Below are 14,636 nucleotides of genomic sequence, written 5' to 3'. Positions count from 1 at the left end.
CACGGCGGCTGTGCCGCCTTTTATGATGGGGAAGTTGTCAAGCGCCTTGCGCTTGTTTTGGAAAGCGGGTTAAAACCCGCAGCCTCAGACTGAAGTCTCCGGCTATGAAGTGGTGCGGGAGAGGCGCTGGGCGATGAGGCCGATGTAGATGAGTTGGAGGGCGTGGTAGATCATGAGGGGTAGGAGGATGACGCCGACTCCGGTAATGCCCTGGAAGAGGATGCCGGCCATGACGGTGCCGTGGACGAGGGATTTTTTGGAGCCTGCGAAGAGTGCGGTAATTTGGTCTTCTCTGTCGAATTTTAGTTTTTTGGAGAGGAGGGATATGATGCCGTATATGAGGAAAAATAGGGTGGTTGTTAGTAGGATGACGAGGCTGAGATGCAGGAGCTTGGTGTTGGCGAATAGTTTTTGATGAAAGGATGTGGCGAAGGATAGGTATACGATGAGCAGGATGGTGGCTTGATCGAATAATTTTAGAAAGCGTGCGTTTTTTTGTGCCCAGTGGCCGAAGTAACGGTTGAGTAGGAGGCCCCCCAATACGGGTACGAGGACTTGTAGGATGAGTTTTAGGATGATGTGGCTGAAGTCGCTGGCTTGGGTTGGGCCGGTGGTGATGACGAGGCTCATCCAAAGGGGGGTGAGAAGGATGCCGATGAGGCTGGAGATGCTGGCGTTGAAGATGGCGCCGGGGACGTTGCCTTTGGCGATGGAGGTCATGACTACGGAGGAGGAAACTGTGGAGGGCAGGGCGGCGAGGAAGAGGGCGCCGAGCCAGAGGAGGTGGTGACTGCTGTCTTCAAAGGCGTAGTAGAAGGGGAGTACGAGGAGGGGGAAGAGGAGGAAGGTGGCTGTTTGTACCAGGAGGTGGAGTTTCCAGTTGCTGAGGTCTTGCCGCAGTTTTTTGGGGTTGAGTTTGAGTCCGTAAAAGAGGAAGATGAGGGTGATGCCGATGTCGCCTATGGTATGCAGGTTGATGGGGCCTTCACTGACTGCTGGCTCGGGAAAGATCTTTGCTATGAGGATCATGAGGAGGAGTGCGGGGACGAACTTGTCGATGGGGAGTTTCATGGTGTGGTCTCAGGTCCCAGGACTGAAGTCCTGGGTTATTATTGGGGCAAATTTTGTAAGGCGCTATGCGCCTTGTGTTTGTAAGCGGACTGAAGTCCGCGGGTTGGTGGGGCTGGGGCCTGCTCAGGTCCCAGGGTTGAGGTCTTGCTCGGGTCCCAGGACTGAAGTCCTGAGTTATTATTGGGATAAAGTTGTCAGGCGCTTTGCGCCTGTTTGTGCAAGTGGACTAAAGTCCATGGGCGGACTGAAGTCCGTGAAGGGGGCTAGCGGAGGTCGATGATTTCGATGCCGGGGTGTTGGGCGGGATCGAAGGTGAAGTCGCTGTCGTTGACGGGTAGGTTGGTTTCCATTTTGTGTATGTCGATGATGTAGTTGGTTCCGTCTTTGCCTATTTGTTCGATTTTGGCGAATTGTTGGTTGTGTCGGTAGATGTAGAGTTTGATGCGGGAGTAGGGTTTGTTGCGCTCTTCGGGGAAGAGGTCGATAATGTCGACGGTTTTGCCGTTGATGGTGCTTTCTCCTGCATGGAGGTAGCGGTGCCCGTGTTCGAAGATGCTGAAGATGGTGGCTGGATTAAGGCTGTCTTCTTCGTCGAGCATTTCGGGGCCGCTGATGTTGACTTCGTTGATGTCGGTCATGTACATGTAGGTGTTTTGGCCGTCGAAGTAGGTTTCTGCGCCCATGATTTCGGCTTTGTATTTGTCGCCTTTGATGAGGATGCTGCCTTTATGGGTGTCGGTTATTTGGGCTTGTTTGTTGTCGAGGGTGAAGGAGAAGTCGGCCTTGATGCTGGTGTAGGCTTTGGTCTTCCGGGATACTTGATCGAGGATTTCTTTGCCGCGGAGTACGTCGGGACTCTGGGCGTGGAGGCTGGCGCTGAGGCTCAGGAGGATGGTGAGGGCGATGATGTGGTGTGTGTGTGTCATGGTTGTTGTTTTATCCCAGGGTTGTTACTGGTTCCCCAGGGTTGTTTATCCCAGGGTTGAAACCCTGGGTTATTATTAGGACAAATTTTGTCAGGCGCTTTGCGCCTGTTTGTGTAAGTGGACTGAAGTCCACAGGCGGACTGAAGTCCGCGGGTTGACGGGGCTGGGGCCTAGGCCCCAGGGTTGAGGTTCTGCTCGGGTCCCAGGGTTGAGGTTCTGCTCAGGTCCCAGGGTTGAAACCCTGGGTTATTATTAAGGCAAATTTTGTAAGGCGCTTTGCGCCTTGTGTTTGTAAGCGGACTGAAGTCCGCGGGCGGCTGGGTTGAGGCTCTGCTCAGGCCCCAGTGTTGAGGTATTGCTCAGGTCCCAGGGTTGAGGTTCTGCTCAGGCCCCAGGGTTGAAACTCTGGGTTATTATTGGGACAAAGTTGTAAGGCGCTTTGCGCCTTGTGTTTGTAAGTGGACTGAAGTCCACGGGCGGACTGAAGTCCGCGGGTTGGCGTTGCCGCCTATGTTTATGCAAAAAGTGGGCCATTTTTTGGGGGTTAGGGGAGGGTGGTGAGGATGCGTTCGAGTTCGAGTTCGTCGGCGATGAGGACTTGGCGGGCTTTGCTGCCTTCGAAGGGGCCTACTACGCCGGCGGCTTCGAGCTGGTCGATGATACGGCCGGCGCGGTTGTAGCCGATGGAGAAGCGGCGCTGGACGAGGGAGGTGGAGCCGGATTGGTTGGCGACGACGATGCGGGCGGCTTCTTCGAAGATGGGGTCGCGTTTGCTGAGGTCGATTTCGCCGGCTTCCTGGCTGGCGCCTTCTCCGCTGTATTCGGGGAGTAGGAAGGCGGTGGGGTAGCCGCGTTGGGAGCCGATGTAGTCGTTGATGCGCTCGACTTCGGGGGTGTCGACAAAGGCGCATTGGACGCGGATGAGGTCGCTGCCTTGGTTGATGAGCATGTCGCCACGGCCGATGAGGTGGTTGGCGCCGGGGCTGTCGAGGATGGTGCGGCTGTCGATCATGGAGGCGACTTTGAAGGCGATGCGGGTGGGGAAGTTGGCTTTGATGACGCCGGTGATGATGTTGGTGGAGGGGCGCTGGGTGGCGACGATCATGTGGATGCCGACGGCGCGGGCGAGCTGGGCGATGCGGGCGATGGGCATTTCGACTTCTTTGCCGGCGGTCATGATGAGGTCGGCAAATTCGTCGATGATGACGACGATGTAGGGTAGGAAGCGGTGCCCTTTTTCGGGGTTGAGCTCGCGTTTGGTGAATTTGTGGTTGTATTCTTTGATGTTGCGGGTGTGGGCTTTTTTGAGCAGGTCGTAACGTTCTTCCATTTCGATGGTGAGGGACTGGAGGGTGTTGACGACGTGCTGGACGTCGGTGATGATGGCTTCTTCTTCGTTGGCCATTTTGGCGAGGAAGTGGCGCTCGAGTTTGCTGTAGATGTTGAGTTCGACTTTTTTGGGGTCGACGAGGACGAATTTGAGTTGGCTGGGGTGTTTTTTGTACAGCAGGGAGGTGATGATGGCGTTGAGTCCTACGGATTTTCCTTGTCCGGTGGCGCCGGCTACGAGGAGGTGGGGGGCTTTGGCGAGGTCGAAGACGAAGGTTTCGTTGGAGATGGTTTTGCCGAGGGCTATGGGGAGTTCGTATTTGCTGCTTTGGAATTTTTTGCTGGCGATGATGCTGCGCATGGAGACGATTTCGGGTTCGGAGTTGGGGACTTCGATGCCGATGGTGCCTTCGCCGGGAATGGGGGCGATGATGCGGATGCCGAGGGCGCTGAGGCTGAGGGCGATGTCGTCTTCGAGGCTTTTTATTTTGGAGATGCGGACGCCGGGCATGGGTACGATTTCGTAGAGGGTGACGGTGGGCCCTACGGTGGCTTTGATGCTTTTGATTTGTATTTTATAGTCTTCGAGGGTTTTGACGATTTTGTTTTTGAATTGGATGAGTTCTTGCTCTGTGACGCGGCCTTGGCTGGATTGGTGCTCTTCGAGGAGGTCGAAGGTGGGCATTTTGTAGGCGGAGAGGTCGAGGGTGGGGTCGTAGTCGCCCAGGGGCTGTTGCCCGGCGCTGTTGAGGGTTTCTTCGGCGGCGGCTTGTTCGATTTGGAAGCCGTGGTCGGGTTCGACGCTGTCTTGGTTGTGGAGGTTGTGTTGGGGGTCGAGTTGTACGACTGTGGGTGTTTCTGGCTGGTCCGGCTGCGGTGGTGCCGCGGCCGGTTGGCTGGGAATACTTATGGTGTGGTCGAATTCGGGGCTGGGCTCGGGTTTTAGGGCTTGTTCTTGTTCTTGGGGGGTGTCTGTTTGTGGGTTTTGTGGGCTGGTGGTTGTGGGGTCTTCTTCTTGTTTTCCACTTTTACTCAGATTGATGTGGGTGTTTTTTTTGAGGAAGGGGATGAACCAGTCGAAGGTGAGGGCCATGTAGGTGAGGAGGCTGAGGATGATGAGGATGAGGGTGCCGACCCAGCCGATGGTGGCTTGGAGCCAGGTGCTGAGGTGATAGCCGTGGGCGCCGCCGAGGAGGAGGTAGCGGTCGTCGACGCTGTGGAGGAAGAGGAAGCCCATGGTGAGGGAGAGCCAAATGGTGATGATGGCGCTGTGGAAGAGGGTGCGTTTGAGGGGTAGTATTTTGGTGCCGAGGAGGCGCAGGCCGATGAGGAAGAGGAGGAAGATGATGGAGCTGCTGGCGAGTCCGAACCATTGGTTGATGAGGAGGTCGGCGGCCCAGGCGCCGAATTTGCCGGCGATGTTGTCGACTTGTACGGTGGCGCTGAAGAGGAGGTCGCTGAGGGGCAGGTCGAATTTGCTGCGATCGGCGTAGCCGTTGCTTAAAAAGGAGATGAAGGCGAGGCTGAGGTAGAGGGAGAGTCCGACGGTTAGGAGTCCGACGGTGAAGCGTATTTTGTAGCTTTTGAAGCTGGTTTTGAGGTTTTTGATGGGGTTGCCTTTGCCTTTGCTTTTGCTGGTTTTCTTTTGTTTTGCGGACATCGGTTTGGTGTTTTTGTCTGTTGCTGGCAAAGGTAATGATTTTTTGGGGGAGTTGGGAGGGCGGCCCAAGTCCCAGGACTGAAGTCCACGCGGCGGCGTAGCCGCCTTCATGATGGGAGGGCTAGGTGGCGAGGACGGACTGGATGAGTTGTTCTATTTCGGCGAGGTCGGTGGCTTTGTAGTCACTGGGGATTTGGAAGAGGTTGTCGGGATGTTCTTCTTCCATAATTTGGGTGGCTTGAAGGTGGAAGGTGATGTTGTTGTAGGTGATTTCAAATTCGAGCATGAGACCGGGTATGAGCTCGAAGGGGGTGTTGCGGTTGGGGTGTTGAATGCCGATTTTGCTGGTGTACCATATGTTGACTACGGGATGACGGGGGTTGGTGGGTGTGTAGGTGGCTTTGTTGCAGGGGTAACCAGCGATGATGCGGGTGGTGTCTTTGTGAAATTGAATGTTTTGGGTGGCTTCCTGGTTGAAGAGGAAGAGGTGACTGTTGCTTTCGCTGGGGACGTATAGTTTTTTGTCGAGTACGCGCAACAGGGTATAGAAACTGTCGGTTTGGTTGGTATGTATAAAATCGAGGTTGTATAGACTGAGGTCGCTTTTGAAGCTGAGGCGTTGTTTGCCTTCGTTAAATTGTACTTTGAGTTCGCCCGGCATAAGGAAGGCCAGAGGGCCGAGGTCGAGGTTTCGGGGGTAAGTGATGTCGTAGATGATGGTGCCCTGCCTGATGCCTTGTTCCGGGCCCCCGGGGGCAGCCTGTCGGCATTGGCTGAAGAGCAACAGTATGGTGCTGGCGAGTATACTGATTTTGAGTAGGGATGCTGACTGCATATTTGTTTTTTGTGGTTGAGGTTCAAAGATAATTTTTTTTGTTTTTGCCTGGGTGTCTTTAATGGTGATATTGGGGCGTTCTGTCAAAATTCTTATATATTTAAAGTTTGTTTCTACTTGGTGACTGGCTGTGTTTCTTTTGGATTCATGACGGCTGGGAGTAGTGGTTCTTTGTTTGGAGCTGGTATTTGGATTGATTTTAAATTTTTGATATGCGATTGGCTGGGCGTAATTTTTTGACTTTGTTGGACTTTGTTCCTGAGGAGCTGGTTTATTTATTGGATTTGGCTGCACAGCTGAAGGACGATAAACGCAATGGGGAGGAGATTAAGTATTTAAGGAATAAGAATATTGTGCTTTTGTTTGAGAAGACTTCGACGCGAACGCGTTGTGCTTTTGAGGTGGCGGCGCATGATCAGGGGGCGAGTGTGACTTATTTGGGTCCTGCCGGATCGCAAATGGGGCATAAGGAGTCGATCAGGGATACTGCCCGGGTTTTGGGGCGGATGTATGATGGCATTGAGTACCGTGGGCATGGTCAGCATGTTGTGGAGACTTTGGCCAAGTATGCGGGGGTGCCTGTGTGGAATGGCTTGACGGATGAGTTTCACCCAACGCAGGTATTGGCGGATTTATTGACTATGCGGGAGCATTGTCCCAAAGGTTTTGAGGAGATGACGCTGGCTTATTTGGGAGATGCACGTAATAATATGGCGCATTCGTTGATGGTGGGGGCTGCTTTGGTGGGAATGGATTTGCGCATTGTGGCTCCACGGGCCTTGTGGCCCGAGGAGCATTTGGTGGAGCGCTGTCGTCTTTTGGCTGAGGATACCGGGGCTTCTATCCAGTTGACAGATGAGGTAGCCACCGGGGTGAGGAATGCGGACTTTGTGTATACCGATGTGTGGGTATCGATGGGGGAACCGGAGGGGGCCTGGCAACAAAGGATTGAGTTGTTGCGTCCTTATCAGGTGAATGCGCAGTTGATGGCACTTACCTATAATCCCTTGTGTAAGTTTTTGCATTGTTTGCCGGCTTACCATAATCGGGAAACGGTGATTGGGGAGGAGATTTACCGAAAGTTTGGAATGGATGGCATTGAGGTGACGGAGGAGGTTTTTGAGTCGGAGGCTTCGGTGGTTTTTGATCAGGCCGAAAATCGCTTGCATACTATTAAGGCGGTTATGGTGGCTACTTTGGGAATGATGGATTGAGAGTTTAATTTATGGACCTTGATTTGTTATAATTTAGCAAATATATTGCCGTTTTCATTTTGAATTGAAGTTTAATGCGGCTATTTTTGCGCTTTGGTTAAATTTTGGAATGTATTTTTTGAATTATTTTTCAGTACAATGACTGACTTACTGTATATACCGAAGGATTATAAATCGCCGCTTGATCTGAAGCAAACCGAGCATGCGATTACCATTATTAAGGATTCGTTTCAGACATTTTTGTCGGCCGACTTGCGCTTACGCAGGGTGACGGCGCCATTGTTTGTTTTGAAGGGAACGGGTTTGAACGACGATTTGAATGGAATTGAACGTCCGGTGACTTTTCCGGTAAGAGGGATGGGCGATCGTGAAGTTGAGGTGGTTCATTCGCTGGCAAAATGGAAGCGGATGATGCTGGCCGATTACGACATTGAGCCTGGTTACGGAATTTACACGGATATGAATGCGATTCGTCCGGATGAGGATTTGGATAATACGCACAGTATCTACGTGGACCAGTGGGACTGGGAGCGACATATCACGGTTAAAGAGCGTTCGTTGGATTACTTAAAAATGGTGGTTACGCGCATTTTTGAGGTGATGAAACGTACGGAGTTTGTGGTTTATGAGAAGTATCCACAAATTCGGCCGGTGTTGCCTGAACAGATTACTTTTGTGCATGCGGAGGAGCTGTTGCAGTTGTATCCGAATTTAAGTTCGAAAGAACGTGAGGACGCGATTGTGAAGAAGTACGGTGCGGTTTTTATTATTGGCATTGGCGCAAAATTGTCGAATGGGGAGCCACACGATGGCAGGGCTCCGGATTACGACGACTGGAGTACTCCCACGGAGAATGGACACGAGGGTTTGAATGGGGATATTTTGCTTTGGAATCCCACGTTGCGTCGTGCTTTTGAGATCTCGTCGATGGGTATTAGGGTAGATGCTGAGGTTTTGCGCCGTCAGTTGAAGCTGCGTAATGAGGAGCATAGGTCGGAGTTGATGTTTCATAAGCGTTTGCTGAATGATGAGCTTCCGTTGAGTATTGGAGGTGGTATTGGGCAATCGCGTTTGTGTATGTTCTTTTTACGTAAGGCGCATATTGGGGAGATTCAGGCAAGTATTTGGCCGGATGATATGCGTGAGAAGTGTAAGCTGAACAATATCTTTTTGGTGTAGGGGGTAGGGGCTCGCGCTGGTCCCAGGGTTGCCCCCCGGGCCGTGTCCCCCCGGGTCCCAGGGTTGAAACCCTGGGTTATGATTGGGAGGGATAGGTCAGGCGTGGAGCGCCTGTTTTAGTAAGCGGGTTGAAACCCGCGGTCTCAGACTGAAGTCTTCGTCTAAATGTGATGTGATTGGGAGGAAGTGGTCAGGCGCGGAGCCGCCTGTTCTGGAAAGTGGACTGAAGTCCACGTGGCAGCGGAGCTGCCTTTTTTAATGAGATACTATGAGACGGTCGGTGGAGATTAATGAGTATGTGGTATTGGTGTATCGCATGGCTGTGATGATGCTGTTGTATGCAACGGTCAGGGTGGGGTTTTATCTTTTCAATTCGAGTTTTTTTCCGAATGTGAGTTTTGAGCGCTTTTTGACGATTATGAAGGGGGGAATGATGTTTGACATCAGCGCTCTTTTGTATCTGAATATGCTTTACCTTTTGTTGTTTTTACTGCCCTTTCGCATTAAGTTTAGGGCTGGGTACCAAAGGTTTTTGCGGTATTTGTTTTTTGGTGTAAATGCACTTGGCCTGGGGGCGAATGTGAGTGACATTATATACTATAGGTTTACGCTGAAGCGAACAACTTTTAGTGTTTTCGATATTTTTGCCAATGAGGAGAATATGGTGAGCTTGTGGCTCCAGTTTTTGGTAGATTATTGGTATGCTTTGGTATTTTGGCTTGCGTTGGTTGGACTGATGGTTGTTTTGTACGGTAAGCTGAAGCCAAAGCCGTGGGCTTTGGCTCCTTGGTGGTACAGCTTGAGTGGTTTGGCTTTTCTTGCCTTGTTTGGCGGACTGACGGTGGTGGGTATGCGGGGTGGCTATCGACACAGTACACGTCCCATCAATATGAGTAATGCGGCGCGTTTTGTTGATTCTCCGGAGGAGATGGCACTGGTGCTGAATACGCCTTTTAGTTTGTTGCGCACCATTGGAAAGAAGTCTTTTGAAGCCCTGAACTATTATGATCCGGAGGAGGTGGCTGCAGTGTATTCTCCAGAGGTCTATCCGGCCGAATCGTTGGAATTAAAGCCTTTAAATGTGGTGGTTATTATTCTTGAGAGTTTTAACCGGGAGCATTCGGGTTACCTGAATCCGCATTTGGGCAATGGGAATTACACGGGTTACACGCCTTTTCTGGATTCTTTGATGAGGGAGTCGTTGACTTTTTCGCAGGGCTTTGCCAATGGGCGGAAATCGATTGATGCCATGCCTTCGATTTTGGCGTCGTTACCGGCATTGGTACAGCCTTATGTGGTGTCGGAATATTCATCGAACAAGATCAATGGATTGGCTGGTTTGCTTGAGCAGGAGGGTTATCATACTTCGTTTTTTCATGGTGCACCCAATGGGTCGATGGGTTTTGATGCAATTGCCAATTTGTTGGGCTTTAAGGAGTATTATGGGAAGACAGAGTTTGGAAATGATACGGAATTTGATGGGATATGGGGTATTTGGGATGAGCCGTTTTTCGAGTTTTTTGGGGAAAAGCTAAAGGCTTTTCCCGAGCCTTTTGCTTCTGCCATCTTTTCGGTTTCTTCTCATCATCCTTTTAAGGTACCTGAAAAATATCAGGGGGCTTTTCCTAAAGGGACTTTGCCGTTGCACCAATGTGTAGGCTATACGGATATGGCTTTGCGGAAGTTTTTTGATTTGGTGAGGGATGAGCCATGGTATGAGCGTACCATTTTTGTTTTGACTGCAGATCATAGTGTACCTTCCCATTTTGTGGAGTATAAGACCAATATAAATGGTTTTGCGGTGCCTATAGTGTTGCATGCTCCGGGCTTGGGTTTGCAGGGGTTAAATCATGATTTGGCACAACAGACGGATATCTTGCCTACGGTTTTATCTTTGTTGGATTATCCGCATCCTTATGTGGCGTTTGGCAAGAACCTGATGGAGGGGTCGCAAAATGGAGAGCGTTTTGTGCTGAATTTTGTGAATGAAACTTTTCAGTTTTTGATGAACGAATGGGCCTTGTATTTTGATGGTAAGCAGGTCGTCGCATTTTATGATCGTCTGGCTGATCCGCTTTTAAGGCGTAATTTAAAGAATGAAAGGCCTTTGCCGCTGGAGGAGGTGGCATTTATGAAGGCTGTTATTCAACAATATAATAATAGGATGATAGAGGATAGGTTAACTGTCAGTAGGTGAGGGGTATATGCGATAATAATCCCTTGTTGTTTTTAATCGTTTTTACCTGATTTATTGGCTGAAAGTGGCTAAGGGCTTGAAAAATTGCGGTTTTTGACGGATTTTTTTTGTCGGTAAATTTGGAAGACACTATAAATACTCTATATTTGTGAAGGTAAGATTAAAAACCGATAGTTTTTAACCCTAAAATTTAATTACTATTATGAACAAGGCTCAATTAATTGACGCTATCGCTGCGGAATCTTCATTGTCCAAGGCTGATGCAAAAAAAGCTTTAGATGCTTTCCTTACTGTGACCGGTGATGCTCTTAAGAAAGGTGATCGTGTTACTTTGGTAGGTTTTGGTTCTTTTGGTGTTTCTGAGAGAAGCGCTCGTACAGGACGTAACCCTCAGACTGGTAAAGAGATTACCATTCCTGCAAAAAAGGTTATTAAGTTTAAAGCTGGAAGTGAGTTGACTGACGCTGTTAACTAGTCGATTCTCACGAAGGAATTAGAAAGAGGGTGCTTCTTAAGGTGCTCTCTTTTTTTTTGTGGTGTATTATGCTTAGGAGTATTAAAGATATGTCCCCTGTTGTTCGCAGGGAGTATATTGCATTTTTGAAATCGATTCGCTCGGAGGAGCGTTTGGTGCGACTGGAGGAGGTGTTGGATCGTCGTACGAGGCATTTTACGGTATTGCTGGAAAATATATGGCATCCGCATAATGCGAGTGCTGTTTTACGTAGTTGCGATTGTTTTGGGATTCAGGATGTGCATCTGGTGGATGATCACCAGGTATATGAGGTGAATAAGAAGGTGACTATGGGGGCTACGAAGTGGCTTACTTTGAACAGGTATTATCGCCAGCCTTCAAATAGTGAACGTGCCCTGAAGGCTTTGAAGAAGCGTGGTTACAGGATTGTGGCGACTACTCCGCATGAGGGGGCAGTGTCTCTTTCTGATTTTGATGTGACTGGTGGGCCTGTTGCTTTTGTCTTTGGCACCGAAATGACCGGTATTTCGGATACGGTGAGGGCTATGGCCGATGAGTATCTGAGTATTCCGATGGTGGGTTTTACGGAGAGCTTGAATATTTCGGTGTCGGTTGCGATTATTTTGCAGCAATTGGGGGCGCGTTTGCGTGCTTCGGAAGTGGATTGGCGCCTGCCTGCTGAGGACAGGGAGTTGTTGTTGTTGGAGTGGTTGCGGAAGTCGACTCAGCGGATTGGTGTGGTTGAGGAGAGTTTTTTTGAGGATAGGGGATAAGGGGAGCTGGTGCCTCAGGTCGGTGGTAGGCCTCTCGTGGCCTGTGGGCCTGGTCGCGGCGCAGGTCCTGGTCCCCAGGTCCCTTCCCAGGACTGGTCCCTGCCCCTGGTCTAAGTCCCAGGACTGGTCCCTGCCCCTGGTCCTGGTCCTGCCCAAGTCCCAGGACTGAAGTCCTGGGTTATGATTGGGAATAAGTTGTCAGGCGCTGGGCGCCTGTTTATGTAAGCGGACTGAAGTCCGCGGCCTCAGACTGAAGTCTTCGGCTATATGTGATTGGGAGGGGTAGGTCAGGCGCTTTGCGCCTGTGTAGGAAAGTGGACTGAAGTCCACGCGGCAGCTGTGCTGCCGCAGTACTGGAGAGGTAGAGGGGCATGGTGGGAAAAACTCGGTAAAAAATCGGTGATTTGGGCCGTTATTAATGGTTTAATTTTGTATTTTTGAACAAAATCTGACTCTATGAATTGTATTATTGTTGATGACGATAAACTGTCTATTAAGATTGTAGAGGAGTTTGTGCAGCGGACAGAAGGTTTACGGCTTATGGGCTCTTTTTCGAGTGCCGTTGAAGCTGTAAATATGTTGAACAACAATTCTGGTGACCCGGTGCATCTAATTTTTCTGGATATTGAGATGCCTGAAATGTCGGGGATTGAATTTCTGAAGGCTTTAAATGTTATTCCTCAGGTAGTTATTTATTCGTCGCAGGAGAAGTACGCTTTGGAGTCGTATGAGTATGATGTGACGGATTATTTGCTGAAACCGGTTCATTATGGTCGGTTTTTGAAAGCGGTAACTCGTGCAAAGGAGCGTTTTGAGAAGAAGGAAAATCCTGTGAAGCAAAGTACCGAAATTTTTATCAAGAACAATTCTTCACTGGTTAGGGTGAAGTACGACGATATTTTGTGGATTGAGGCACTGGAGAATTATGTGGTGCTGAATACTTTTAAGGAGAAATATACGATTCACTTTACGATGAAGTCGATTGCAGATCGGATGCCATCGGATCGTTTTATGCGGATTCACCGTTCTTATATTGTGAATTTTGGTAAGATTAAGGCGATTGAAGATAACTCGGTCATTATTAAGACAGATAATGGGAATAAGGTGATTCCGATTGGGAAGTCGTACCGGGATAAGTTGCTGGATGATATTAATTTGATTACAAGATAGCAGTAGTGTGTACTGTAGAGAAAAAGGAGCCGTGAGGCTCCTTTTTTTGTGGGGGGGCTCGTGGGTGGTGGTGGCTGTGCTGGTGGTGGCCAGGTCCCAGGTCCCTCTGGGTCTGCCCAGGTCCCAGGACCCTCCGGGCCTGCCCAGGTCCCAGGTCCCAGGACTGAAGTCCTCCGACGCACGAGGCCTCCCAGGGTTGAAACCCTGGGTTATGATTGGGAGGAAGTTGTCAGGCGCGGAGCGCCTGTTCTGGAAAGCGGGTTGAAACCCGCGGCCATAGGGCATCCATGCCCTATGGCTGTGGGGTGAGGTGGCAGGTGGCAGGTCTCTCGGGTCGTCGCAGGCCCCAGGACTGAAGTCCACGCGGCGGCTGTGCCGCCTTTATGTTGGAGGAAGTGGTTTATGGAGAGATGGGATGTGGGTGGACTAGGGGAGGTGGGTGGAGAGGAGGGTCCAGCCTTGGAGCCAGTTGTGGTCGGGGGCGAGGGCGCCTTTGTAGGGTACGTTTTGGAAGTGGGGGCTGTCGGGAAGTGGGGCGAGGGGGCCAAGGTCGCTGATTGTGGGTTGGAGTTGGTAGGGAAGTTGGGTGTTGAGGCCGGGATCGAGGATGGTGTTTTGCCCTTCGGAAAAATGGGCTTTGAAGAGGGCATCCTCGTCGCTTATGTCCTGACCGGTGGTTGTGTAAACGCTGAATATTTGGAGGGAGGAGTTGTTGGCTACATGGTGAAAGAGGTTGTTGTTGATTTGCAGGTTTTTGTTGACGAAGAGCTGATAGCTGTCGCTGGCCTGTCCCTTATATTCGATTTGCAGTCCGTAGGAGGAGCCTATAAAAATGGAGTTGAGAATGTGCCCGGATGCGCTCTTGTCGAAGCGCAGCATGGCGTTGTTGGCTGAGGGGCCTTTTCCGATGAAAGTGCCGTTGACCAGAATGGGACGGGTTTGAGGATAGCCTTCGCGATCGCTGAGTTCGATAAGTAGAGCGGGGTCGTTGATGTCTTCTTCTACTTTGAGTCCTTGTATGCCTACCAGGTGCTGAAGATGGCCCTTGTAGCCCAAATCAAAGTCGAAGGCGTCATCGCCGTTGTAGGCGGAGACGAGGTATCTGGCGTTTACGTTGCCGCCGAAAAATTCAAAGCCGTCGTCGCGGTTGGAGATGACTTCGATGTATTCGAGGGTGGTGCCGTTTCCTACGCCGCCGAGAGTGAGTCCGTTGATTTCGTTGCCGGCACTTAGGTGGGTGCCGCCATGGCGGATGGATACGTAGCGGAGGCTGCCGGAATTGTCTTCGGGTTGGTTGCCGCCGTAAGTGGCGCGCAACTCTCCAAAGGGAATCCCTTCGATGTAGTTTTCGTTGTCGGTGGCATTTACGGGGGCGTGTCCGAGGATGATTACACCACCCCAGAGTCCGTTGGATTCAATGGGTACGGATCCTTGCAGATCGTCGCCTTCGACGGTAAAGATGATGGGATTTTGGGCGGTGCCGTTGGCGATGATTTTGCCGCCGCGTGCTACAATGAGGGCACTGGCTTTTTCTCCCTGGCCTGTTTTGGCTCGAATTATGGTGCCTGGCTCAATGGTGAGGGTTTGTCCGTCGTTTACGTAAACTTGTCCACTGATAAGATAGTTTTTATCGGCGGTCCATGTGGTGGTGCCAATGCCGTTTCCATTGTCGGTAATGAGACTGTATTGATCGCTTAGTTCGTAATCGCTTTTACGGCAGGAGCTGTAACTGAGTGTCAATATGAGAAGGAAGAGGAACGATTTTTTCATGGTGGAGTGATTTACTTGTTGTTGATTGCTGCACGAC

General features: G+C 50.7%; 11 protein-coding genes. 6 read left to right on the top strand and 5 right to left on the bottom strand.

Going from position 1 to position 14,636, the window contains the following annotated elements; translation table 11 throughout:
- Positions 1 to 102: 102 nt before the first annotated feature.
- The 4 genes from B4W65_RS12770 to B4W65_RS12755 all read right to left on the bottom strand — a co-directional run bounded on the left by B4W65_RS12770 (position 103) and on the right by B4W65_RS12755 (position 5,821).
- On the bottom strand, positions 103 to 1,071 hold the full coding sequence (locus tag B4W65_RS12770) for a bile acid:sodium symporter family protein (protein WP_088655550.1): 969 nt from the start codon (positions 1,069 to 1,071) through the stop codon (positions 103 to 105).
- 263 nt (positions 1,072 to 1,334) lie between these two features.
- A complete protein-coding gene (locus B4W65_RS12765; protein WP_088655549.1) occupies positions 1,335 to 1,997 on the bottom strand; it encodes a LolA family protein in 663 nt (220 codons plus the stop codon).
- A gap of 544 nt (positions 1,998 to 2,541) precedes the next feature.
- Positions 2,542 to 4,986: an FtsK/SpoIIIE family DNA translocase gene (locus B4W65_RS12760; RefSeq protein ID WP_088655548.1), complete on the bottom strand. Its 2,445-nt coding sequence runs from the start codon at positions 4,984 to 4,986 to the stop codon at positions 2,542 to 2,544.
- Between the two features lie 121 nt (positions 4,987 to 5,107).
- Positions 5,108 to 5,821 (bottom strand): hypothetical protein, encoded by a 714-nt coding sequence (locus B4W65_RS12755; RefSeq protein ID WP_146697786.1) that lies wholly within the window; start codon positions 5,819 to 5,821, stop codon positions 5,108 to 5,110.
- Between the two features lie 212 nt (positions 5,822 to 6,033).
- Between B4W65_RS12755 and argF the strand changes: the two genes are divergently transcribed.
- The 6 genes from argF to B4W65_RS12725 all read left to right on the top strand — a co-directional run bounded on the left by argF (position 6,034) and on the right by B4W65_RS12725 (position 12,829).
- The gene (gene argF, locus B4W65_RS12750) at positions 6,034 to 7,035 is read left to right on the top strand and encodes an ornithine carbamoyltransferase (RefSeq protein WP_088655546.1); all 1,002 of its coding nucleotides are present in this window, start codon (positions 6,034 to 6,036) and stop codon (positions 7,033 to 7,035) included.
- 138 nt (positions 7,036 to 7,173) lie between these two features.
- Complete coding sequence (gene asnA, locus B4W65_RS12745) at positions 7,174 to 8,214, top strand: aspartate--ammonia ligase (protein WP_088655545.1); 1,041 nt, start codon at positions 7,174 to 7,176, stop codon at positions 8,212 to 8,214.
- A 268-nt stretch (positions 8,215 to 8,482) separates the two neighbouring features.
- A complete protein-coding gene (locus tag B4W65_RS12740; protein ID WP_088655544.1) occupies positions 8,483 to 10,411 on the top strand; it encodes an LTA synthase family protein in 1,929 nt (642 codons plus the stop codon).
- A 202-nt stretch (positions 10,412 to 10,613) separates the two neighbouring features.
- A complete protein-coding gene (locus tag B4W65_RS12735) occupies positions 10,614 to 10,886 on the top strand; it encodes an HU family DNA-binding protein (protein ID WP_088655543.1) in 273 nt (90 codons plus the stop codon).
- A gap of 89 nt (positions 10,887 to 10,975) precedes the next feature.
- Positions 10,976 to 11,659, top strand: a complete 684-nt coding sequence (locus B4W65_RS12730) for a TrmH family RNA methyltransferase (protein ID WP_088655542.1) — start codon at positions 10,976 to 10,978, stop codon at positions 11,657 to 11,659.
- Between the two features lie 456 nt (positions 11,660 to 12,115).
- On the top strand, positions 12,116 to 12,829 hold the full coding sequence (locus B4W65_RS12725) for a LytR/AlgR family response regulator transcription factor (protein ID WP_088655541.1): 714 nt from the start codon (positions 12,116 to 12,118) through the stop codon (positions 12,827 to 12,829).
- A 426-nt stretch (positions 12,830 to 13,255) separates the two neighbouring features.
- Here B4W65_RS12725 and B4W65_RS12715 read toward each other — a convergent pair whose 3' ends face one another.
- A complete protein-coding gene (locus B4W65_RS12715; protein ID WP_088655539.1) occupies positions 13,256 to 14,599 on the bottom strand; it encodes a hypothetical protein in 1,344 nt (447 codons plus the stop codon).
- Between the last annotated feature and the right edge of the window lie 37 nt (positions 14,600 to 14,636).

Origin of the sequence: Geofilum rhodophaeum (assembly GCF_002210225.1) — a bacterium.
In the GTDB taxonomy this organism is placed as follows: Bacteria; Bacteroidota; Bacteroidia; order Bacteroidales; family Marinilabiliaceae; genus Geofilum; species Geofilum rhodophaeum.
This window is presented reverse-complemented; position numbering and strand designations above follow the sequence as displayed.